Origin of the sequence: Leucobacter insecticola, assembly GCF_011382965.1 — a bacterium.
Taxonomy (GTDB): Bacteria; Actinomycetota; Actinomycetes; order Actinomycetales; family Microbacteriaceae; genus Leucobacter; species Leucobacter insecticola.
The window spans coordinates 1,906,427-1,928,980 of the sequence record NZ_CP049934.1 but is presented as its reverse complement, the minus strand read 5'-3'; the positions used below and the strand labels follow the sequence as shown (position 1 = coordinate 1,928,980).

At 62.3% G+C, this 22,554-nt stretch carries 18 protein-coding genes and 5 pseudogenes; 15 read left to right on the top strand and 8 right to left on the bottom strand.

All coding sequences use genetic code 11. The features are described 5' to 3' along the window. Positions 1–19 precede the first annotated feature (19 nt). The 7 genes and pseudogenes from whiA to G7067_RS08890 all read left to right on the top strand — a co-directional run bounded on the left by whiA (position 20) and on the right by G7067_RS08890 (position 5,339). Positions 20–993, top strand: a pseudogene (gene whiA / locus G7067_RS08920) (DNA-binding protein WhiA). A 120-nt stretch (positions 994–1,113) separates the two neighbouring features. After that, positions 1,114–1,731 carry a superoxide dismutase gene (locus G7067_RS08915; protein WP_166326011.1) on the top strand — a complete coding sequence of 206 codons (618 nt, stop codon included), beginning with the start codon at positions 1,114–1,116 and terminating at the stop codon, positions 1,729–1,731. Positions 1,732–1,736: 5 nt separating this feature from the next. Beyond that, the gene (locus G7067_RS08910; protein WP_166326008.1) at positions 1,737–2,939 is read left to right on the top strand and encodes a phosphoglycerate kinase; all 1,203 of its coding nucleotides are present in this window, start codon (positions 1,737–1,739) and stop codon (positions 2,937–2,939) included. Next, positions 2,936–3,763 carry a triose-phosphate isomerase gene (gene tpiA, locus G7067_RS08905; RefSeq protein ID WP_166323594.1) on the top strand — a complete coding sequence of 276 codons (828 nt, stop codon included), beginning with the start codon at positions 2,936–2,938 and terminating at the stop codon, positions 3,761–3,763. Before G7067_RS08910 ends, tpiA begins: the two co-directional genes overlap by 4 nt. 110 nt (positions 3,764–3,873) lie before the next feature. Then, on the top strand, positions 3,874–4,122 hold the full coding sequence (secG, locus tag G7067_RS08900) for a preprotein translocase subunit SecG (protein WP_166323593.1): 249 nt from the start codon (positions 3,874–3,876) through the stop codon (positions 4,120–4,122). 74 nt (positions 4,123–4,196) lie between these two features. Continuing rightward, a pseudogene (locus G7067_RS08895) lies at positions 4,197–4,513 on the top strand (RNA polymerase-binding protein RbpA). An 85-nt stretch (positions 4,514–4,598) separates the two neighbouring features. After that, positions 4,599–5,339 carry a VIT1/CCC1 transporter family protein gene (locus G7067_RS08890; RefSeq protein WP_166323592.1) on the top strand — a complete coding sequence of 247 codons (741 nt, stop codon included), beginning with the start codon at positions 4,599–4,601 and terminating at the stop codon, positions 5,337–5,339. A gap of 106 nt (positions 5,340–5,445) precedes the next feature. On the opposite strand, the gene G7067_RS08885 is transcribed toward G7067_RS08890, so the two are convergent. The 3 genes and pseudogenes from G7067_RS08885 to tkt form a co-directional block, all read right to left on the bottom strand. After that, entirely contained in the window at positions 5,446–6,897 is a 1,452-nt protein-coding gene (locus G7067_RS08885) for a glucose-6-phosphate isomerase (RefSeq protein WP_341872816.1), read from the bottom strand. Positions 6,898–6,899: 2 nt separating this feature from the next. Further along, positions 6,900–8,011 (bottom strand): annotated as a pseudogene (gene tal, locus G7067_RS08880) (transaldolase). A 14-nt stretch (positions 8,012–8,025) separates the two neighbouring features. After that, complete coding sequence (gene tkt, locus G7067_RS08875; protein ID WP_166323591.1) at positions 8,026–10,104, bottom strand: transketolase; 2,079 nt, start codon at positions 10,102–10,104, stop codon at positions 8,026–8,028. 85 nt (positions 10,105–10,189) lie between these two features. Between tkt and G7067_RS08870 the strand changes: the two genes are divergently transcribed. Then, positions 10,190–11,122, top strand: a complete 933-nt coding sequence (locus G7067_RS08870; protein WP_166323590.1) for a heme o synthase — start codon at positions 10,190–10,192, stop codon at positions 11,120–11,122. Between the two features lie 250 nt (positions 11,123–11,372). After that, positions 11,373–13,151, top strand: coding sequence for a choice-of-anchor A family protein (locus tag G7067_RS08865; protein ID WP_166323589.1), 1,779 nt, complete (start codon positions 11,373–11,375; stop codon positions 13,149–13,151). 432 nt (positions 13,152–13,583) lie between these two features. On the opposite strand, the gene G7067_RS08860 is transcribed toward G7067_RS08865, so the two are convergent. After that, positions 13,584–14,528 carry a COX15/CtaA family protein gene (locus G7067_RS08860; RefSeq protein WP_166323587.1) on the bottom strand — a complete coding sequence of 315 codons (945 nt, stop codon included), beginning with the start codon at positions 14,526–14,528 and terminating at the stop codon, positions 13,584–13,586. Positions 14,529–14,770: 242 nt separating this feature from the next. Between G7067_RS08860 and sufB the strand changes: the two genes are divergently transcribed. The 5 genes and pseudogenes from sufB to G7067_RS08835 all read left to right on the top strand — a co-directional run bounded on the left by sufB (position 14,771) and on the right by G7067_RS08835 (position 18,840). Then, on the top strand, positions 14,771–16,189 hold the full coding sequence (sufB, locus tag G7067_RS08855; protein ID WP_166323585.1) for a Fe-S cluster assembly protein SufB: 1,419 nt from the start codon (positions 14,771–14,773) through the stop codon (positions 16,187–16,189). Next, positions 16,189–17,384: pseudogene (gene sufD, locus G7067_RS08850) on the top strand (Fe-S cluster assembly protein SufD). Before sufB ends, sufD begins: the two are co-directional and overlap by 1 nt. After that, the gene (locus tag G7067_RS08845; protein ID WP_166323583.1) at positions 17,385–17,711 is read left to right on the top strand and encodes a non-heme iron oxygenase ferredoxin subunit; all 327 of its coding nucleotides are present in this window, start codon (positions 17,385–17,387) and stop codon (positions 17,709–17,711) included. A gap of 2 nt (positions 17,712–17,713) precedes the next feature. Further along, positions 17,714–18,472 carry a Fe-S cluster assembly ATPase SufC gene (gene sufC / locus G7067_RS08840; protein ID WP_166323581.1) on the top strand — a complete coding sequence of 253 codons (759 nt, stop codon included), beginning with the start codon at positions 17,714–17,716 and terminating at the stop codon, positions 18,470–18,472. Between the two features lie 17 nt (positions 18,473–18,489). Further along, positions 18,490–18,840 (top strand): metal-sulfur cluster assembly factor, encoded by a 351-nt coding sequence (locus tag G7067_RS08835; protein WP_244301030.1) that lies wholly within the window; start codon positions 18,490–18,492, stop codon positions 18,838–18,840. Between the two features lie 126 nt (positions 18,841–18,966). Here the strand turns inward: G7067_RS08835 and G7067_RS08830 are convergent, their stop codons facing one another. Then, entirely contained in the window at positions 18,967–19,146 is a 180-nt protein-coding gene (locus tag G7067_RS08830) for a DUF5302 domain-containing protein (RefSeq protein WP_166323579.1), read from the bottom strand. 148 nt (positions 19,147–19,294) lie between these two features. Here G7067_RS08830 and G7067_RS08825 point away from each other — a divergent pair. Continuing rightward, positions 19,295–20,892: pseudogene (locus tag G7067_RS08825) on the top strand (ABC-F family ATP-binding cassette domain-containing protein). On the opposite strand, the gene G7067_RS08820 reads toward G7067_RS08825, so the two are convergent. The 3 genes from G7067_RS08820 to G7067_RS08810 form a co-directional block, all read right to left on the bottom strand. Next, a complete protein-coding gene (locus tag G7067_RS08820; protein WP_166323577.1) occupies positions 20,865–21,326 on the bottom strand; it encodes a type II toxin-antitoxin system VapC family toxin in 462 nt (153 codons plus the stop codon). The pseudogene G7067_RS08825 and the gene G7067_RS08820 overlap by 28 nt on opposite strands. 43 nt (positions 21,327–21,369) lie before the next feature. Then, the gene (locus G7067_RS08815) at positions 21,370–21,576 is read right to left on the bottom strand and encodes a type II toxin-antitoxin system Phd/YefM family antitoxin (protein ID WP_205881113.1); all 207 of its coding nucleotides are present in this window, start codon (positions 21,574–21,576) and stop codon (positions 21,370–21,372) included. 83 nt (positions 21,577–21,659) lie between these two features. Then, positions 21,660–22,535: a cutinase family protein gene (locus G7067_RS08810; protein ID WP_166323575.1), complete on the bottom strand. Its 876-nt coding sequence runs from the start codon at positions 22,533–22,535 to the stop codon at positions 21,660–21,662. Between the last annotated feature and the right edge of the window lie 19 nt (positions 22,536–22,554).

The following is a 22,554-nucleotide window of genomic DNA, read 5'->3' as shown; positions in this document are numbered from 1 at the left end:
TGTTTGAGAGGATTTTTTAGTGCCGTCTACCGCCGAGGTGAAGAGCGAGCTCGTACGATTTCCGGTGCAGCGCACCGGGGAGCGCATCGCCGAAGTGGCCACGATCCTGCGTCTCGCTGGCGGTTTGCATACGATCTCGGGACGCATCGCTCTTGAGGCCGAGCTGCACACCCCCAGATCGTTCAGCGCGTGCGCAAAGATCTCGCCGAACTCTACGGGGTGCGCTCAGAAGCCAAGCAGTTGCCCCCCACCGCTGCTCGACCGGGTGCCCCGCAGTTTCTCGTCCGCGTGCTCGACGGCGAGACACTCGCACGTCAACTGGGCCTCCTCGACCAGCGCCGCCGCCAGATCCGAGGCCTGCCGAACCGTCTAACCACAGGCACACCCTCCGAACTCGCGGCAATCTGGCGAGGCGCATTCCTTGCCCGCGGTGGCATCACCCCTCCGGGGCGCTCGGCCGGCCTTGAGATCATCTGCCCGAGCAACGAGGTCGCGATGGCGCTCGTGGGCGCGGCAGGCCGCATCGGTATCGAGTCGAAGAGCCGAGAGATTCGCGGCCAAAACAAAGTCCTGATCCGCGATGGCGAAGCGATCGGTGAGATGCTCGGCGCGATAGGAGCGAACGATTCGCGCACGAGCTGGGATCAGCTGCGAAAGGCACGCGAGACCCGTGCAACCGCAAACAGGTTGGTGAATTTTGATGATGCCAACCTGCGGCGATCCGCGCAGGCCTCTGTCGCCGCCTGCGCGCGCGTGGAACGGGCCCTCGAGATCCTGGGCGACGACGTGCCAGCTCACCTGCGCTACGCGGGCGAGCTCCGTCTGAAGCACCGCGAAGCAAGCCTTGACGATCTCGGTGCGCGCGCCGATCCGATCCTCACCAAGGACGCGGTCGCAGGCCGGATCCGGCGCCTGCTGGCCATGGCCGATAAAGAGGCAGAAACACGCGGTATCCCAAACACCGAGGCGAGCCTGCCAGACGAACTCGACTGAGTCGAACCCTGAATCCCCGTTCGCCACCGGCGCAAGTCACTTTCGAGCGACAACCGAGGAGCGGGCATAGACTGAAACAACGATTTGAAACCACGATTGTCGAGAGAATGGAGCGCCATGATGGCCGCATACACACTTCCTGAGCTTCCCTACGATTACGCAGCTCTCGAGCCGCACATCAGCGGAAAGATCATGCAGTTGCATCACGACAAGCACCACCAGGCCTATGTCACGGGCGCAAACACCGCGCTTGAGCAGCTCGCTGAGGCACGCGATTCAGGCAATCTTGCCTCGGTGAACAAGCTCGAGAAGGATCTCGCGTTCAACGTTGGCGGCCATGTCAACCACACCATCTTCTGGAATAACCTCTCGCCCGAGGGGGGCGATCGCCCCGAGGGCGAGCTGGCTGCCGCAATCACCGAGTATTTCGGTGACTTTGAGAAGTTCCAGGCCCAGTTCACCGCCACCGCAATGGGCGTGCAGGGTTCGGGTTGGGCCGTGTTGGCGTGGGATGCGCTCGGACAGCGCGCAAACATTGTGCAGCTCTTCGATCAGCAGGGTAACCTGCCCGCTGGCACCGTGCCGCTGCTGATGCTCGATGTCTGGGAGCACGCCTACTACCTTGATTACTTGAACGTGCGCGCTGACTACGTCAAGGCCTTCTGGAACATCGCCAACTGGCAGGATGTCCAGAAGCGCTTTGATGCAGCTCGCTCGCAGACCCCGGGCCTGATCTAGCGGTGATGCGCACGATCGAAGCCCTCGGTACGCTCGCAGGCCGCACGGTTATCGTGCGCTGTGATCTGAACGTGCCGCTCTCAGACGGCGTCATCACTGACGACGGCAGGATCCGCGCCTCACTGACCACGATTCGTGAGCTGCGCGACGCCGGGGCGAAGCTGGTACTGATCAGCCACCTGGGGCGCCCGAAGGGTGAGCCAGAGGATCGTTTTTCGCTTCGTCCCGTCGCAACGCGCATGGCTGAACTCCTCGGCTCTCCGGTGCAGTTCTGCCCGGAGACCGTTGGAGACGAAGCCGCCGCCGCGGTCGCCTCACTGGGTGACGGTGACATCCTGCTGCTCGAAAACCTCCGCTTTAACGCGGGGGAGACGAGCAAAGATGCCGCCGAGAGGCGCGCATTTGCGAAACAGCTCGCCGCATACGCTGACGCGTTTGTGTCCGATGGTTTCGGCGTCGTCCACCGTTCCCAGGCAAGCGTGACCGACCTCGCGGAGATGCTTCCGAGCGCTGCAGGGCGTCTTGTCGACGCTGAGCTCAAGGTACTGCGACGATTGACCGAGGATCCCGCGCGCCCCTACACGGTGGTGCTCGGCGGTTCGAAGGTATCCGACAAGCTCGGCGTCATCGCGCACCTCCTCGACAAGGTTGACACCCTGTTGATCGGTGGCGGCATGCTGTTTACGTTCTTGAAAGCTCAGGGGCACTCTGTCGGAGCAAGTCTTCTTGAGGAGGACCAGCTCGACACCGTCCGCGGCTATCTTGCGGAGGCAGAAAAACGCGGCGTCCGCATCCTGCTTCCCACCGACATCGTCGTGGCAGAGCGCTTTGCCCCCGACGCCGCCCACGAAACCGTTGCTGCTGATGCGATCGAGTCATCGAGCTTTGGGGCGGCCGGGATCGGCCTCGACATCGGCCCGGAGTCGGCGACAGCGTTTGCAGAAATCATTGCCGAGTCGGCAACCGTGTTCTGGAACGGCCCTATGGGAGTGTTCGAGATGGACGCCTTTGCGTCCGGCACCCGCACCGTCGCCGAGGCTCTCACCCAAACCGAAGGCTTCACCGTTGTGGGCGGGGGAGACTCCGCAGCGGCCGTGCGAGCGTTCGGTTTTGCAGACGAACAATTCGGCCACATTTCAACCGGCGGCGGCGCAAGCCTGGAATTTCTTGAGGGCGCCCAACTGCCCGGCCTGGAGGTACTCGCATGAACGACCAGATCCCCGAGCTGAAAGAGCCACTCCCACTTGTCAACCGGATCCCGCTCATTGCGGGAAACTGGAAGATGAACCTCGACCACCTGCAAGCGATCGCGCTCGTGCAAAAGCTGTCGTGGAGCCTCAAAGATGCCAGGCACAACTTCGGCGAGGTCGAGGTCGCGGTGTTCCCACCGTTCACCGATCTGCGGTCGGTACAGACGCTGCTCGCAGCCGACAAACTCGCGCTGAAGCTCGGTGCGCAGGATGTCTCTCCTCAGCAAGCGGGTGCCTACACCGGCGATATCTCCGCTGAGATGCTCGCTAAGCTCGACTCCGCCTACGTGTTGGTAGGGCATTCAGAGCGTCGTCACGGTCACTCCGAAAGCGATGAGCTTGTTGGCGAGAAGGCCCGCGCCGCACAGGCAGCAGGGCTTGTTCCGGTGATCTGCGTTGGCGAGACCGCCGAAGATCTTGAGACTCACGGCGCAGCGGCGATCCCGCTCGCTCAGCTTGCTGCGGCGGTCGCAAAGCTGCCCGCAGACGCCGAGTTTGTGGTTGCCTACGAGCCCGTTTGGGCGATTGGCAGTGGCGAGCCGGCTACATCCGAGCAGGCCGAAGAGGTTGCGCGGGCGCTCCGCGAGTCGTTGCGGGATCTCCGCGGCGACGATGTGGCAGCCGCGACGCGCGTACTCTACGGCGGATCGGTGACGAGCCAGAATATCGCCAGCTACCTGCGCCAGCCCAACATTGACGGGGCTCTGGTCGGGGGAGCGAGCCTCAAGGCCGATGAATTCTCCCGCATTGTGCAGTTCAAAAAACACGTCACCGCGGCGTAGCTGTTCGCCCGGCTTCCCTTTGCCGCTATACTCGTATCTGGCGCATCGCGTCAACGGCTTTCTCAAAAGCCTCAACCCAGAATATCCCTAGAAGCAGGAACGGTGACCGCGTGCTCATCCTCAAGATCGCACTGATCGTTATTCTCGTGATCACGAGCTTGCTCCTCACGCTTTTCATTTTGCTGCACAAGGGCCGCGGAGGCGGCCTCTCCGACATGTTCGGTGGCGGCGTAACCTCCAGCCTTGGCTCATCGGGTGTTGCGGAACGCAACCTCAATCGCATCACGATCGTGGTGTCGCTGGTCTGGGTTGTAACGATCATCGCACTCGGGCTCATCACCCGTTTTTCAGTGGTCTAACGCTTGGAATTTTAGAGAGGTAATTCGTGGCAGGCAGTAACGCCATTCGTGGCGCCCGCGTCGGATCCGGCCCTATGGGCGAGAAGGATCACGGCGCACGAGCGGAACGCATCCAGATCTCATACTGGGACGCCCTCGGTAACGAGACGGTTCGCTACTTTGCGGCCGATGTCGACGACGAAGACATTCCTGAACAGATTGATTCCCCACCACCGGTCTCCCCGCTGGCAGGGACAAGGAGAACCCTCCCGTTCTCTTAAAGAACGAACCGTACAAAACTCACTTGGCATACGTGAAGGAGCGCCGCACGCCAGAGGAAGCCGAAGAGCTTCTTGAAGCTGCGCTGCTGAAGCTGCGTCAGCGCCGCGGCACCGCGAAGGCCACGGCCTAATAGCATCTCGATACGCTAACTCTCCCTCACTTATGTGAGCCTCACCTTCCTTGCGAAGAGGGTACATAAGGGGGAGCATAAGGGCATGAGTATCGAACACAGTGAAATCGAAGCTGCGATTCACCATCTGCATGAATCGCACAGCGACGAAAAAATCGGTCAACGCCTGAACTGGCTTCGGGCCGGTGTCCTCGGCGCAAACGACGGTATCGTCTCCGTGGCTGGTGTGGTGGTGGGTGTCGCTGCTGCAACCCCTGGCAACATCGCGGCAATCGCGACCGCCGGAATCGCCGCTCTCGTCGCCGGAGCCTTCTCCATGGCGGGCGGCGAGTATGTCTCCGTGAGCACCCAACGCGATACCGAGAAGGCGCTCATTGTGAAAGAGATCCAAGAGCTGGAGGAACAACCTGCCGCCGAGCTTGCGGAGCTCACCGGACTGTATCGCAAGCGCGGGCTTTCAGCGGGTCTCGCCCGAAAGGTGGCGGAGGAACTCACTGCGCATGATGCGCTTGCGGCTCACGCCGAAGTCGAATTGGGTATCGACCCGGAGGAACTCACGAGCCCGTGGGTTGCGGCATTCTCGTCCTTCGTAGCGTTCACGGTTGGCGCGTTGATTCCGCTCGCACTCGCGTTGATCGCGGGGGACTTCACGATCATTGTGACAGCCTCCTCGGTTGTTATTGGGCTGTTTCTGACCGGCTGGATCAGCGCGCGCCTGGGTAAGGCGCCGCTCCTACCGGCCATCATGCGAAATGTGTTGATGGGCTCCGCAACCATGGCGGCCACCTATCTTATTGGGCTGCTATTTGGGGTCGCGATTAGCTAAAGCTCGAGGATTTCGCGGATGGCCGCTGCGGGATCACCGCTCGCGATTGTTACGACAGTGCGGCCGCGCGACTCCAGCACCTCGCGGTCGCCTCGGGCCTGCGCTGCTATGAGCGCGTCAAAACCGTTGTCAGAACCGGGGATCGCAAGCGGTTCAAGATCCTGCTCCGTGACCTGCAGGAAGACACCGAGCGCGGGTCCACCCTTGTGCAGCTGCCCGGTCGAGTGTAGATAGCGCGGCCCCAGCACAGCGCCACGGGAGCGCCCAGCGCATCAGCGAGACCGTTGCGCAGCTCGTGCAGCAGCGGTGCAGCGGGCCCCTCTGGATCAAGGTAGGCCTGGATCGCGAGATAACCGTTTGCGGGCAGGCTCGCGCGCAGTGTAGTGATGAGGCTCGCGGGGGAGACGCTGTCATGCCGCGGTGCTGGCGTAGCTGCGTCTAACTGTGCGCGCGCTGCCAGCTTGGCGGACTCAACGTCGGGCTGATTGAAGGGATCAATACCCATAAGCCGTCCGAGTACCGCCGTTGCAGTTTCCCAGAGCAGCAGCTGCGCGCCGAGCGGGGCAGCAACGGTGAGTTCTTCTGAAGATCCCGCGAGCGAGCGAGAGCCAGCCGCCAAACGCACAACTCGAGTGTTGAGGGGCCGCCGCACAAGCTCAGCCGCATCATCGGGCAGTGCGATCGGGAGCACGCCTCGGCCGCTCTTCCCCGTGGACTCCGCGACGAGCTGCTCGATCCAGGATCCCAGCCCCCAGCGCGCATCGGCATCCGCCACGATTCCGAGCACATACTTCTCGGGCAGATCCTGTGCGATTGCAGCGGCAAGCACGAGGGCTGGGTTCAAAGCGGAGTCACTCGCGAGCGCATCGCGTACCGCGGCCGCCTCTGCAATCAGTGGACGCACATCGGCGCCGGCCAGCACGGAGGGCACGAGCCCGAATGCGGTGAGCGCGGAAAAGCGACCGCCGACGTTTGGATCCGCGAGGAAGACCCGCTGACCGACCGCGCTCGCGTCAGCCTCGAGCGCTGACCCCGGATCCGTGACAACGACAATGTGCTGCGCCGGGTCAAGACCGGCCTTGCGAAACGCGGCAGTGAATGCAGCGCGATGGCTCAGCGTTTCGATCGTGCCACCGGACTTGGAACTCACTACGACTACGGTGCGGGCGAGCTCGCCTCCCAGCGCAGCTTGGACGGCCGCGGGGTGCGTTGAATCGAGCGTGACAAGCTGAACACCTGCCCAACGGCAGATCACGGCGGGGGCGAGGCTCGATCCGCCCATCCCGCAGAGCACCACTCGGTCGATGCCGCGCGCGCGCAGTTCCTCTCGCAGCTTCTCGGCGTCGGCGACGACGGCGCCTGCACTCGCTTGGAAGTCGGTCCATCCCAGCCGAATAGCCGCCTCTGCGGCGGCCTCCGGTCCCCACAACGAGGCATCAAGCGCAAAGAGCCGGCTAGCGACGCGATCCCGCACGAGTGCGGCGAGCTCGCGATCAACGCCGGCGCGATAAACGCCCGGGCTCTCATGGGTGTATGGTGCGCTGAGTTGAATAGTCACGGCTACTTCTGAAGTGCCTTTCTCACGGTGTCGCACAGCTCGGCCCAGGAGGCGTCAAACTTCTGCAGCCCTCCGATTCGAGCTTCGCAACAACCTCGAGGTAGTCGATGCCCTGCGCATCAAGCGCGTTGAGCAGCTGGTTGGATTCGAGGTACTCCGAGCTGACCGTGTCACCGCGGACCGTGCCGTGATCGGCGAAGGCGCGCAGCGTCGCCTCGGGCATCGTGTTCACGACGCTTGGCGCGACAAGCTCAGAGACATACAGCGTGTCGGGAAGCGCGGGATCCTTGACACCCGTCGACGCCCAGAGCGGGCGCTGCGGGTTCGCTCCGAGCGAGGAGAGGAAGTTCGCCCGCTCACTACGATACGACTGCTCAAACACCTCGTAGGCGAGGCGGGCGTTCGCGACACCGGCCTGCCCCTTGAGCGCGAGCGCCTCGGGTGTACCGATCGCGTCGAGTCGCGCATCAATCTCGGAGTCGACGCGCGACACAAAGAAAGAGGCGACAGAGTGGATCTTCGAGAGGTCGTGCCCCGCGGCCCGTGCCTGTTCGAGGCCCGTCATGTAGGCGTTGATGACCTGGCGGTAGCGCTCAAGGCTGAAAATCAGAGTGACATTCACGCTGATGCCCGCAGCGATCGTCTCGGTGATCGCATCAAGGCCTTCGAGCGTAGCGGGGATCTTGATCATCGCGTTCGGGCGATCCACGCGGTGCCAGAGATCGCGAGCCTGAGCCGCGGTACCGGCGGCATCGTGGGCGAGCCCGGGCTCAACCTCGATTGACACGCGGCCGTCTAGGCCGTCGCTCGCCGCGAACACTTCCGCAAAAATGTCGCAGGCATCAGCGACATCGCCGGTGGTGAGTTCGACAATCGTCTCGCCTACGCTGAGTCCACGCTCGGCACAGGCCGCGATCCGCTCGCCGTACCCAACGCCGTCACCGGCCCCGCCACCAATCGCACTGGCAAAGATCGTCGGGTTCGTGGTGACCCCCACAACATCGTGTGATGCGATGAGCTCTCGCAGGCTGCCGCTCTCAATGCGGTCCCGCGAGAGATCGTCCAGCCAGATACTGACACCAGCCTGGCTCAAGGCCGCGGTGGGTGTGGTCATTTCTGCAGGGCTCGTCACTTACGCCCCAGGCTCTCGCGGGCCGCGGCCACAACAGCGTCTGCGGTGATCCCGAACTCGCGGAACAGCGTCTCGAAATCGGCCGAGGCACCGAAGTGCTCAATGGAGACCGAGCGGCCGCGGTCACCGACGTAGCGTTCCCAGCCGAGCGCGAGCCCGGCCTCGACGCTGACGCGCGCTGTGACATCTGCTGGCAGCACGCTTGCGCGGTACTCCTCACTCTGCTCGGCGAACCACTCGAGACAGGGGGCCGACACCACGCGGGCGCCAATGCCATCAGCAGCCAAGCGCTCACGCGCCTCCACGGCGAGTTGCACCTCAGATCCGGTCGCGATCAGAATCACGTCGATTGAGCCGGTGGGGGAGTCCGCGAGCACGTACGCGCCCTTCCGCACGCCCTCGGCCGCGGCAAAGTCGCCGCCGCGGGGAAGCACCGGCACGTTCTGGCGTGTCAGCGCGATCCCGGTGGGCCCGGCGTGCCGCGAAAGCATCTCGTGCCACGCGACGGTGACTTCGTTCGCGTCGGCAGGGCGCACCATCGCGAGATTCGGGATCGCCCGCAGCGTCGCGAGCTGCTCGATCGGCTGGTGGGTCGGGCCGTCCTCGCCGAGCGCGATCGAGTCGTGCGTCCACACGAAGATGCTCGGCACGTTCATGAGTGCTGCAAGGCGCACAGCGGGACGCATGTAATCGCTGAAGATCAGAAAGGTGCCGCCGTAGCTGCGGGTCTTGCCGTGCAACTGGATCCCGTTCAGGATCGCGCCCATCGCGTGCTCGCGGATCCCAAAGTGCAGCACCCGGCCGTAGGGGTCGCCCTGCCAGCTTGACGTCGACCGGCGCGCGGGCACGAAGGAGGGCACGCCGGGAATCGTGGTGTTGTTCGATCCCGCGAGATCTGAGGATCCGCCCCACAGCTCGGGCATCACGGGTCCGAGCGCTGCGAGTACCTTGCCGCTTGCCGAGCGCGTTGCGACGCTCGTGCCGGGCTCGAACTGGGGGAGGACGTCCGCAGCTTCTGCAGGAAGTTCTCGCGCCTCGATCCGGTCGAAGAGTGCTTTGCGCTCGGGGTTCGCTGCCGCCCATGCGTCGAACGACACCTGCCACTCGGCGCGGGCCGCTGCGCCGCGAGCGACGGCCTTGCGGGTGTGCGCGATCGTTTCGGGGGCGACCGCAAAGTGCTGCTCGGGATCGAAACCAAGCGCGCGCTTGAGGCCCGCGAGTTCTTCACCACCGAGTTTTGCGCCGTGGATTCCGCCCGTGTTCTGTTTACCAGGGGAGGGCCATCCGATGATGGTCTTCAGGATGATCAGGCTGGGCTTGGAGCCCTCTGCCTTCGCTGCCTCGATGGCTGCGTGCAGTTCGGCAAGATCCTCAATATAGTCGCCGGTTTTCTTCCAGTCGACCTCGAGCACCTGCCAGCCGTAGGACTCGTAGCGCTGTGCGACATCCTCGGTAAAGGAGATGTCCGTGTCATCTTCAATGGAGATCTGGTTGGAGTCGTAGATAGCAATCAGGTTGCCGAGTTCCTGGTGACCGGCGAGCGAAGACGCCTCGCTCGTGACGCCCTCCTGCAGATCGCCGTCCCCGGCAACCACGTAGATGAAGTGGTCGAAGGGGCTCGTGCCCGGGGCTGCCTCGGGATCGAACAGCCCGCGCTCGTAGCGGGCGGCGTAGGCGAAACCGACAGCGGAGGCGAGGCCCTGGCCGAGCGGGCCGGTCGTGATCTCAACGCCCGCGGTATGCCCGTATTCCGGGTGACCCGGAGTCTTTGATCCCCAGGTGCGAAGCGCCTTAAGATCCTCAAGTTCAAGACCGTAGCCACCGAGATAGAGCTGCACGTACTGGGTTAGCGAGGAGTGCCCAACAGAGAGAATGAAGCGGTCTCGTCCGATCCAGTCGGCATCGGAGGGGTCGTGCCGCATCACCTTTTGGTGCAGCAGGTACGAGACGGGAGCCAGGCTGATCGCCGTTCCCGGGTGCCCGTTTCCAACCTTCTCGACCGCGTCAGCCGCGAGCACTCTCGCGGTGTCGACCGCGAGGCTATCGAGGTCATCCCACTGCAGTTCGTTTCCCAATGCATACCCTCTCTAAGGAACGTCCGCGCGCCGCTTTCGCACACACTCACCAATCCTACCGGCAGGCGGGGTACGATAGAGCGTGATGTCCACCGAGATCTCAGCCTCCACTCAGTCCAGCGAAGAGCGCTCACCGCGCCCTTTCGGTCGCACTGTCAAGAACTACGTCGCCCTCACTAAACCCCGGGTGATGGAGCTCCTTCTTGTTGTCACTGTCCCGGCAATGATCCTCGCACGGGGTGGACTTCCGGACCTCTGGCTGGTGCTTGCAACCCTCTTGGGGGGCGCAATGAGCGCGGGATCAGCGGGGGCATTCAACTGCTATCTCGATCGCGACATGGATCGCAAGATGAAGCGCACCAAGAACCGCCCCTTGGTCACCGGTGAGATCTCTGACCGCAACGCGCTCATCTTCTCTTGGGTACTTGGCATCTTGTCTGTGGTGTGGCTGTACTTCACCACCAACTGGCTAGCTGCCGCCCTCTCGGCCGGGGCCATCTTCTTCTACGTGGTGATCTACACCATCGTCCTCAAGCGCCACAGTGAACAGAACATCATCTGGGGTGGGATCGCTGGCTGCTTCCCGGTACTCATCGGCTGGGCCGCGGTGACGGGTACGCTCGACTGGCCCGCCTGGGTGTTCTTCCTCGTGATCTTCCTGTGGACCCCGCCGCACTACTGGCCGCTGTCGATGCGCTACCGCGAGGACTATGCCGCTGCCGGCGTGCCGATGCTCGGGGTCGTGCGCGGCCGCGCAACCGTTGGCCTGCAGATCATCCTCTATGCGTGGGCGACCGTTGCGTCGAGCCTGCTCCTTTTGCCGGCAGAGGGCATTGGCTGGATCTACGCCAGCGTGGCCATCCTCTCGGGCGGGTACTTTATCATGCAGGCGCATCGCCTTTACGGCCACGCCATTCGGGGACAAGAGGGCAAGCCGATGCAGGTCTTCCACGGCTCGATCACCTATCTCTCGGTACTCTCCCTCGCGATCGCGATTGATCCACTCCTGCCGTTCTAAACCGCCAGGCTCACTGACAGAAATGAGCCTTCTGCACAAACTACAACACACCTCTCATCCCAAGTTTTCTGCTGACTACAGCATCAAAACCACAGCGTGGTGAGCGATGTGGAGCATTTCTACACCCGCATTGCACACGGTTTTCTCACAGGAATAGGCTGTTTCTCGGAAGCACTACCCCGGACAAGAGAACGGGGCTGCTCCACTCGGGAGGAGCGCTGACTGCGCTCAGACATTTAAGGAGTCTCCCATGCCCATTTGGCGTAACATTCTGATTCCGTCTCTTCGCGCGTTTGCGAACGTTTGCCTGGTACTTCTGTCGGTCGCGGCCGTCGTTCTCCTCGGCGCGGCACCCGCTCTCGCGACCAGTTCAGAGCAGCGTTTTCGCACCCGAGAGGCGGCCCGTTTGCGCAGCTCCCTTGAACAATCTATCCCGTCACAAAGTGTTCAAGACAGCCTCGAGTACTTCGGCCCAGGTCCATGTGTCGGTGCAAAATGCCCTGATAAGTTCCCCGCCCCAGGAACGAACATCGATCGCGGTCACCGGGACGCGGCAATCAACGTCTTCGCGGGCGGAGACATCACCGTCACCGGAGATGTCGCAGAAATGGAAGGTCGCATCGTGACACTCGGCACTTTCCGAGTCAACAAGTCTCCGGTTGGCAACTACAACATTGGCGTCGCGGGTGTTGGTTCTCGCGTGTCTCCGCCCGACGGCAGCGATTACTTGACCGTCGGCGGCAACCTTGATGTGGCGAGCGGCTCAACCCTTATCGCGGAGCGCGGGTACATCCGACTGGGCGGGCAGCGAATCGGCAACGGACACACTAGAGGGGGCGGAGTTATCACCGATGCAGGAGCGACACAAATGTACGCCGACGCACAATCTACTCTGAGGAGCACGAGCGACACCTATGCTGCGCTCCCCACGACGGGAACCGTCAGTGTTTCCTCGTGGCGTGCTACCTTCCGGGGGGACGGCGAGTCACCGGTGCAGGTGTTTCAAAGCAATCAGTCGCTCGAGTCCCCAGACGGCGGCTCGCTTGAGTTCGCGTTTCAGGGTATTCCCGCTGACGCAACCGTCATCATCAACCTCATGGGAAGCAATGTGCGCCTCGCGACCTACAGCGGGGACCTCAACGACAGCGGCACCTGGAATAAGCTCCGAGACCGCATGCTGTGGAATTTCCCGAACGCCACGAGCGTCACGTTTCACGGCCCCGCCCAGTTCCAGGGCAGCGCGCTGATCGGGCAGGCCGGGAGCACGGCGACCGTGTCGGTGGCGGGCTTCAGTGGCAGGTTCTTTACCGCGGGCAGCCTCACCCACACGCCCGACAGGCTCGGGGGACAGGGTGGCGAGTTCCACGCCTATCCGTTTATCCCACAGGCGGAGGATCCGGAGAACCCCGATCCGGAGAATCCAGATCCCGAGAACCCAGATCCAGATCCAGAAAACCCAGATCCAAAAAACCCAGATCCGGAGAACCCCGATCCGGAAAACCCGGATCCAGAAAACCCGGATCCAGAAAACCCGGACCCAGAGAACCCTGACCCGGAGAACCCTGACCCGGAGAACCCCGATCCAGAGAATCCCGACCCAGAGAACCCTGACCCGGAGAACCCCGACCCAGAGAATCCCGACCCAGAGAATCCCGACCCGGAGAACCCCGACCCAGAGAATCCTGACCCGGAAAATCCCGACCCAGAGAATCCCGATCCAGAAAACCCGGACCCAGAGAACCCCGAGCCGGACGTTCCCGAGGGCACGGTGACCTCACCGCCACCCACCACCACGTCTCCTCCGGCACCCGAGAGACCAGAATCTGAGACGCCTCGGACACCTGCGGTGCCCCTCGCCCCAGAACAGCCGAAGGCATCAGCCGCACAGGGCGCGCGTCTCGCAACCTCAGGCTTCAGCACACGCGAAATTCTGCCCCCGTTAGGGGCGTCGATCCTTCTCGGAGCGTGGCTGCTTGTCCAGGGCCACGTCCACTCGGCGCGTGATTCGGAGATTGTGCGCTCTTCGTAGACGAGAGTGTGATCGCGGGTTCTTGCCGAGCCTGCGTTTCACCGTCGAACTTGCCGTCAGGAACCGCAGGCTCGGCGGTGAAACGCAGGCTCGGCAACGGCGTACCACTTGTGGCGCTACAACGCCAGAGACGCAGAATCTTCTCACAAGTGTTTCGCGTCCTCGGCATCCGATCTGCCACCGAGGACCCTGCGACTCCTCCGGAGCGCAGGAAATAACCCTTCGTCCTGAAGCACCGATTGCGCGGAGAACACCCAGCTTTGGCCGTGGAGAGGCAGCGGTGTGTTCGTGGACTCGTGAACGAACTTGCGACACAGGACACTAGGGCGTCTCGCACCGCATGAGATGTCCCGCCTCGCGTGTCATGGATATGTGAATACCGGAAGGTTTAGAGCATATCCGTGACACGCGAACCTGTTGTTGGCGACGATCCTAGCGAAGCTGCGAACCCCGGCTGGGCTGTCGGGTTTCAACGAGGGCGAGGAACACACCCGCAGCGAGGAGGCACGCGAGCACCATGTGCAGCCCCACCAAGACCGGAGGCAACGACAACCGCGCCTGCACGATGCCGACAATGATCTGCGCGAGGATCACCACAATCGTCCAGCCAGCCCAACGCGACACCGAGTACGCGCGTTCGCGCCGCGCAAGGAACAGCGTCATCAGCGTGAAGAGCAGCGTGCCGTAGGCCGCGACCACGTGCACGGTCTGGATCGTCTCAGAATCGAGCCCGTTTCGCAGCGCTCCGCCGTCACCGGCGTGGGGGCCGGAGCCCGTGGTCAGGATCCCGAGCGCGACAACGACGAACCCGAAGATCGTGGCCAGCCAAGCCATCTGCAGCAGGGGAGCGGATGCCACGAGTCGGCGCGGTCCCGGGCCGGTGTAGACGCGCAAGACCAGGAGCGCCGCGAGCACCACCAGCACGAGGCTCGCAAAGAAATGCAGCCCGACGAGGTAGGGGTTCAGACCGCTCCACACCACGATGCCGCCGACAACGGCCTGCACGAGCACGCTGAGCGTTGGTACGACGGTCAGCCAAAACAGGTCGGGGCGCTGCTGCCGGAATCGCCACACCGCAAGCAGAGCAAGAATCGCAACAACCTCAAGCAGAATCGTCAGCGTTCGATTGCCAAACTCGATGTAGGAATGGATACCCATCTCTGGGTTGTTCACGAACGAATCGGCGGTGCACTTGGGCCATGTGTCGCACCCGAGGCCGGAACCCGTCAGCCGCACCGCACCGCCGGTTGCGATGATGAGGACCTGCGTTGCGAACACCCACCACGCGAGTGCGCGCACGCGTCGCGTCACCCGGTCGGGCATCCACCGTTCTTTCAACGACAGCTCCGGCGCAGCGGTGGTGTTAGCGGCAGACAAAGGGTGCTCCTCTCGGCGACAACCCATTTTACGCTGACTGCGTGATTCCCTCCCGTTTTGGCCTGGAATCTGTAGAATGGGAAGCTGTGGTTGGGAACGGCGAACGCCCCGGAGAAACACGTCACCGGAAGCATCGGTGCCGTCCACGGTCCAGACTACTGCACCGCTGCAGGGCCTAGCATGAGAGCCCGCGCTCTCGTCTTGTAGTCCAACGAGCACGACAATGAATTGAGGAAGGGATCATGCCCGAGGTATTGATCGACCGGCCGGAGCTTGAGGGCTTGGGCCAGTATGAATTCGGCTGGCACGACAGCGACGAGGCAGGCGCGATTGCCAAACGTGGCCTCAGTGAGCAGGTAGTGCGCGAGATCTCAGCACTCAAGGACGAACCGGAATGGATGCTGGAGCGACGACTCAAAGCGCTGCAGATCTTCGACCGCAAGCCGATGCCCTCATGGGGCGCGGATCTTTCGGATATCGACTTTGACAACATCAAGTACTTCGTGCGCTCCACTGAAAAGCAGGCGACCACCTGGGAGGAGCTGCCCGAGGAGATCAAGGAGACTTACGAGCGTCTCGGGATCCCGGAGGCCGAACGTCAACGCCTCGTCGCGGGTGTTGCGGCGCAGTACGAATCAGAGGTTGTCTATCACCAGATCCGCGAGGACCTGGAAGAACAGGGTGTCATCTTCCTCGACACCGATACCGCGCTTCGCGAACACCCCGAGATTTTTGAGCAGTACTTCGGCACCGTCATCCCCTCAGGTGACAACAAGTTCGCTGCTCTCAACACGGCCGTGTGGTCGGGTGGCTCGTTCGTCTACGTTCCCAAGGGCGTGCACGTCGAGATCCCGCTGCAGGCTTACTTCCGGATCAACACGGAAAACATGGGGCAGTTTGAGCGCACCCTCATCATCGCCGACGAAGACAGCTACGTGCACTACATCGAGGGTTGCACGGCGCCGATTTACAAGTCCGACTCGCTGCACTCCGCCGTCGTCGAGATCATCGTGAAAAAGAACGCTCGCGTGCGCTACACGACGATCCAAAACTGGTCGACGAACGTCTACAACCTCGTCACCAAGCGTGCGGTAGCCGAAGAGGGCGCAACGATGGAGTGGGTCGATGGCAACATCGGTTCCAAGGTCACCATGAAGTACCCCTCGATCTATCTCACCGGTGAGCACGCCAAGGGCGAGACCCTGTCGGTTGCGTTCGCGGGTCCTGGCCAGCACCAGGACACCGGCGCGAAGATGATTCACCTTGCTCCGAACACGCAGTCGTCGATCCTCGCGAAGTCGATCGCGCGCGGCGGCGGGCGCACGGGTTACCGCGGTGAAGTACGTATTGAGGCTTCGGCCCACCACTCCGCCAACTCGGTGGTGTGTGACGCGCTTCTCGTTGACCGGATCTCGCGCAGCGATACCTATCCGGCAATCGACATTCGCACTGATGACGCGCAGCTCGGCCACGAGGCGACCGTCTCCCGCGTCAGCGAAGAGCAGTTGTTCTACCTGATGAGCCGCGGAATGGCGGAAGAAGAGGGCATGGCGATGATTGTGCGTGGATTCATTGAGCCGATCGCTCGTGAACTGCCCATGGAATACGCGCTCGAACTGAACAAGCTCATTGAAATGGGCATGGAAGGATCCGTCGGATAATGACCACAGCTGAAGCTACGACAGACACCGCTCAGCACGGCCTGAAAGCACACTCCGACGGAGACTGGGAGAATCGCATCCCGGTGCAGACACGTTCAGAGCGACCGAAATCCACCGACGTTGGGGCCTTCGAGAAGGTCACCGGTCGCGAAGCCGTCTGGAAATTCGCCCCCGTTCAGAAGCTCGATGCGCTACTGAACGGCGAACTCGACGGCTCGCGGATCCCGGTCACCATACCAAGCATTGCGGGTCTCTCCGCTGAGTGGATCTCCCGCAACGATGAACGCATCGGCCGCGCGGGCCTCCCCGAGGAACGCGGGGCTGCGGCCGCCTGGAGCGCTTTCCAGGAGGCGCAGCTGATTACGGTCGATGCAAACAACGACGGCACTCAGGTCACCGCGACCATCAAGCGCGATTCGCTCGATGCCGCTCCGCGTGCAGCGCACACCATCATTGAGGCGGCGCCCCACAGCCGCGGTCTGGTTATCGTCGAGAACACCGGATCGGCGCAGCTCACCGAAAACGTCGAGATCGTGGTGGGTGACGGCGCCGAGCTGACGCTCGTTTCCGTGCAGCAGTGGGGGAGTGACGCGATCCACCTCGCGAGCCACTACGCCACAATCGGACGCGACGCAACGCTCACTCACATCGTGGTCTCCCTCGGCGGCAGCATTGTGCGCCTGAATCCCTCGCTCCATCTCGATCACCAGGGCGCAAACGGAGAGGCCTTCGGCGCCTACTTTGCCGACGCCGGCCAGCACCTCGAACACCAGGTGTACATGGATCACGATGCCCCGCACACCCGCAGCCGCGTTACCTACAAGGGTGCGCTGCAGGGCGAGGGCGCACGGACAGTGTGGATCGGCGACGTGTTGATTCGACGCAACGCAACCGGCACCGACAGCTACGAGCAGAACCGAAACCTGGTGCTGTCCGAGGGCACCCGCGCCGATTCGATCCCGAACCTGGAAATCGAGACGGGCGATATCGAGGGGCAGGCCACGCTTCGGCAACCGGCAGATTCGATGAGGAGCACCTGTTCTATCTCATGAGCCGCGGCATCTCCGAGGAGGAAGCGCGCAAGCTTGTCGTGCGCGGATTCTTGCTCGAGGTTGTCGCCAAGATCGGCCACGAAGAGACTGAGTCAAGACTGCAGGCTGCAATCGAGGCTGAGCTCGCCGAGAGTTCCATCTAGATGGCGGCGCAGAAGGTGCTCGCGCTCAGCGAGTTGGTTCAGGATCAGGCAACCCGAGTTGTCGTTGATGAGGTCCCGATTGCGGTCGTCCTCGATGCGAACGGCGACGTCCACGCGATCGGAGACACCTGCAGCCACGGCCAGATCAGCCTCTCCGAGGGTTTTGTGGAGGGTGACACCCTTGAATGCTGGGCCCACGGCTCCGCATTCTCGCTGTGCACCGGCAAACCCCAGAATCTGCCGGCCTACGAGCCGGTCCCCGTTTATGTCGTCAAAATCGAAGACGGCGACGTGTATATCGACCCCAACGTTACGAAAGAGATTTAGTCATGAGTTCAGTTCTCGAGATCAAAGACCTGCACGTCAGCGTCGAAACCGAGCAGGGTGCAAAGCAGATCCTGCGGGGTGTTGACCTGACCATTAAGCAGGGCGAAACCCACGCCATCATGGGCCCGAACGGCTCTGGTAAGTCGACGCTCGCCTACGCGATCGCTGGGCACCCCCGCTACGAGGTCACGAGCGGATCGATCCTCCTTGACGGTGAAGAGGTCACCGAGATGGGCGTCGACGAACGCGCGCAGGCGGGGCTTTTCCTAGCCATGCAGTATCCCGTCGAGATTCCCGGCGTCACCAACGCGAACTTCCTGCGCACCGCGAAGACCGCAATCGATGGTGAGGCTCCTGCGATCCGCGGCTGGATGAAGGAAGTAAAGACCGCGATGGATAACCTCCGCATGGATGAGTCCTTCGCGTCGCGCAACGTCAATGAGGGCTTCTCTGGCGGCGAGAAGAAGCGCAACGAGATCCTGCAGCTTGAACTGCTGACCCCGAAGTTTGCCGTGCTTGACGAGACAGACTCCGGGCTCGATGTCGATGCGCTCAAGATCGTATCGGAGGGCGTCAACCGCGCCAAGGACAACACCGGCCTCGGCCTGATGCTGATCACGCACTACACGCGGATCCTGCGCTACATCAAGCCCGACTTCGTGCACGTGTTCGTGAACGGCCGCATTGCGGAACAGGGCGGCCCGGAGCTCGCTGACCGTCTTGAGGAAGAGGGCTACGACCGCTTCCTGGTTGACGCGTAGCAGCGTAAGCTAGCGCTATGAGTGACGAGACCGTAACCATTCCGCAGACGATCGACCCCGATTTCCGCGAGCAAGCGATCGAGGCGCTGAAAGATGTCTCGGATCCCGAGCTCGGTGTCAACATTGTTGATCTCGGCTTGATCTATGATCTGGCATTTGATGAAGAGCATGATGCACTGGTCATCAGTATGACGCTGACCAGTGCTGGATGCCCACTCACCGATGTCATCGAGAACGATATCGCCGAGTCCCTTGACGGGCTTGTGACCGCGTTCCGCATCAACTGGGTGTGGATGCCGCCGTGGACCCCGGAACGCATCACCGATGACGGCCGCGATATGATGAGGGCTTTGGGATTTTCGATCTAGGAATCGAAACTGGAAACAGCCCAGTGGGCTGTTTCCGTCCCAAAGCCCTGCCGAAAGGCAGTTGGGATTTTCGATCTAACGCAGAGCGCTCCTCTCCAACTCAGGTGAGGAGCGCTCTGCGTTTACTTAGCCGCTCTTGCGGCGGAACTCGCGCTGATGACTCGCTGGGCCTTGAGTGTGCCCGATCGGCCCCGAACCAGATGCACGCCCTTTGCCGCGCGGCTGGGACTGTTGTTGCTTTTTCTTCTCGAGCGCTTCCCGAAACTTCCGCTTCGTCTCTTCCTGCGCTTCTTCTTCAGAACTCATCTTGAGTCTCCCTCATCGTGTTGAGCGTGTATCCAGCCTAGTCTTCTTGGCCAGGGCGCGTGGGTACAGGTCTCGAGTGACGTAGACTAGCAAGGTTGCCTATCGGGAAATACGCTCCCGACCACGAACCCAGGAGCTCTACGCACACATGATTACGGTCGAGGATCTCGCGATCGACGTTGGTGCCCGCCGCCTGATGTCGGGCGTCACGTTTCGGGTGAACCCCGGAGACAAGATCGGACTTGTCGGTCGCAACGGTGCCGGAAAGACGACTCTGACGCGCACGCTCTCAGGGGAGCTGCCAGCCGCGGAGGGAAAGATCACGGTGACGGGGGAGCTTGGCTTCTTGCCGCAGGATCCCCGCTCCGGCGATCCCGATCAGCTTGCACGACACCGCATCCTTGACGCGCGTGGCCTCGGCACCCTGACGCAGAACATGGCCAAGGCCACTGAGGACATGGCGTCTGATGATCCTGCCGTCGCTGAAAAGGCGATGAAGCGTTTTGGCAATCTGACTGACCGTTTCCAGGCGCTCGGCGGCTACGCGGCGGAGTCCGAGGCAGCCTCGATCTCGCACAACCTCGGGCTGCCGGACCGGATCCTGGATCAACCGCTCGGCACGCTCTCGGGCGGTCAGCGCCGCCGCATTGAGCTCGCACGGATCCTGTTCTCGGATGCCGACACGATGATCCTCGACGAGCCGACCAACCACCTCGACGCCGACTCGATCGTGTGGCTGCGCGAATTTCTGAAGACCTACAAGGGTGGCGTCATCGTCATCAGTCACGACATCGACCTCGTGGGGAGACCGTCAACCGTGTCTTCTATCTCGACGCGAACCGGCAGGTCATCGACACCTACAACATGGGCTGGAAGCTCTACCTGCGGCAGCGTGCGGCCGACGAGGAACGCCGTCGCAAGGAGCGGTCGAACGTCGAGAAGAAGGCGTCCGTGCTGAAGGATCAGGCTGCGCGGTTCGGCGCCAAGGCGTCGAAGGCAGCTGCCGCCCACCAGATGGTCGCGCGCGCGGAAAAGATGCTGTCGAGCCTCGAAGAGGTGCGGCAGGTTGATCGGGTTGCGAAGCTGCGCTTCCCGGACCCTGCCCCCTGCGGTAAAACTCCGCTGATGGCCGAGGGGCTTTCGAAGTCCTACGGTTCGCTCGAAATCTTTGCCGGCGTGGATCTCGCGATCGACCGCGGGGCGAAGGTTGTGATCCTGGGACTGAACGGCGCGGGAAAAACGACGCTGCTGCGTATGCTCGCGCAGGTTGATGAGCCGGATACTGGTGAGATCATTGCCGGCCACGGCCTGAAGGTTGGCTACTACGCGCAGGAACACGAGACGCTCGATGTCAAGGCGAGCGTGTTGCAGAATATGGTTTCGGTGTCCAGCCACCTGACGGAGACCGAGGCACGCAAAGTGCTCGGTTCGTTCCTGTTCACCGGTGACGATGTGTTGAAGCCTGCCGGTGTGCTCTCGGGCGGGGAGAAGACTCGACTCGCGCTCGCCATGCTGGTGGTATCAAGCGCGAACGTGCTACTGCTCGACGAGCCGACGAACAACCTGGATCCCGCGAGCCGCGAGGAGATCCTGGACGCGCTCGCGCACTTCAAGGGCGCCGTAGTGCTGGTGTCGCACGATCAGGGCGCCGTGGAGGCGTTGAACCCGGAACGTGTGCTCATCATGCCCGAGGCGACCGAGGATCACTGGTCGAAGGACTACCTGGAACTCATCGAGTTGGCGTAATCGCGGGCGCTATTCGTATCGGAGGTGGCGATCCCCATTGCGCGCCACGCGGCGAGTAGCCGAGCGTCGCCGGCAGCAGCGACGAGCGCAGGATCCTCTTTCATCGTGAGCGCCGCCGCACAGTGCACCGCATCATAGCCACGGAGCCCATGTCGGCGGGCAAGATCCGCGGCGATAACCGTGAGATCATCACTCACTTCAACCACATCGATCATTCCCCACAGCTTTCGCAACGTTTTGAGACAGCTCAAGTGTTGCTCTTCGGAGATCCGCTTAAGGCGTTCTGCCATCGCGAGCGCCGCAGCAGCTTCGACAAAAGCGATTCGAACTGTCGATACATGAATCGCTGCTTTCCAAAGCTGTGAACACAGACCCGTTGCAGGCTCGCTCAGGATCAGCGGAACGATCGCTGACGTATCGAGGTACAACCTCATCTGCGTTGCTGTTCGATCAGATCACTGACGGTTCCACTCACAGCTATTGGGCTGGGAAGCGGTCCCTTGTCGACTCGTGCGGGGTCACCTTCCCTTCCGCAATAAGTCGATCAAGTATCGTCTCGTTTGAGGCAGGCACGATCCTGGCGATAACCTTGCCATGGTCAGTGATCGTGACCGTCTGTCCTTGCTTCACTAGCGCGAGGTTACGACTCAAACCATCGCGCAGCTCCCGAACGCCGACGTTCACGATTCCTCCCGTAGCCACAAATATTTCAAATATGTGGCCATTCTCGCATGGAGGTGACGTGCTCGCAAGGAGCAACAACGAGGCTACCGTGTGAGTTTCACCCGCGGGTTCAGGAGGTCGATGACGAAGTCGGAGCCGTCCTTCTGCATGCCGTTGCTGTAGTAATCGGTGTGGTGCTTCTGCGCTTTGTCGGCCGCCTTCTCGGATTGGGCAACATCGAGCGTCGCCTGGCAGACCAGGTCACCCTTCACGCAGAAATCAATGATGCGGTCGGCGTAATCGTCCAGTGCTCCCAGCGGCCGTGGCATGATCCCGCCAAGCTCGGGGTCAAAGGTGCCCTCGTTGAACGGTTCTTCCCCGTTGAATCGAGGGTCGCCATACATCACGACCGCGCGAATCTGTTTTGCGGCGTCCTCCGTGATCGCACCGGCTGTCGCGCCGATCATGCGCTGCTCGGCGGCGGCGAGCGCATCGCCCACCACCATCGCGCCCTGGGAGTATCCCAGGAGCACAAACTTCTCTTTCGGGCAGGCGTCGGACTGCACATTGATCGTGTCAATGAGTAGTCTGACTCCCTCGGTGCCGCCCTCTTTGACGTCCGTGTCGGCCGGATAGTCGAGATCAAGCGTCGCAACATCTTCCACGGGTGATTTCACGATGGATCGCGCGACGGGGGAGAGGAGCTGACCCTTCATCGGTTCACCCGTGCCGCGAACTTTGATCACGAGCACGGCCGAGCAGTCGCGCGCTTCGACGAGAGGTTCCGGATGCAGTTCGGCATCAAAGATCTCGTCGGCTTTGGGGGGAGCGGGATCCTCGTTAACAACAGACAGCGAGTCACGGGCTTCCGCCGGGTCGAGCTCCGCTGAGCATCCCGAAAGCATGACTGCCGCCGCCAACATCGCAGCCACCGTCAACGCTCCGGCACCCCGGTGGGCGCCCCGTCTTCCTACCCGCATTCTGTGGTTCCTCTGTCGT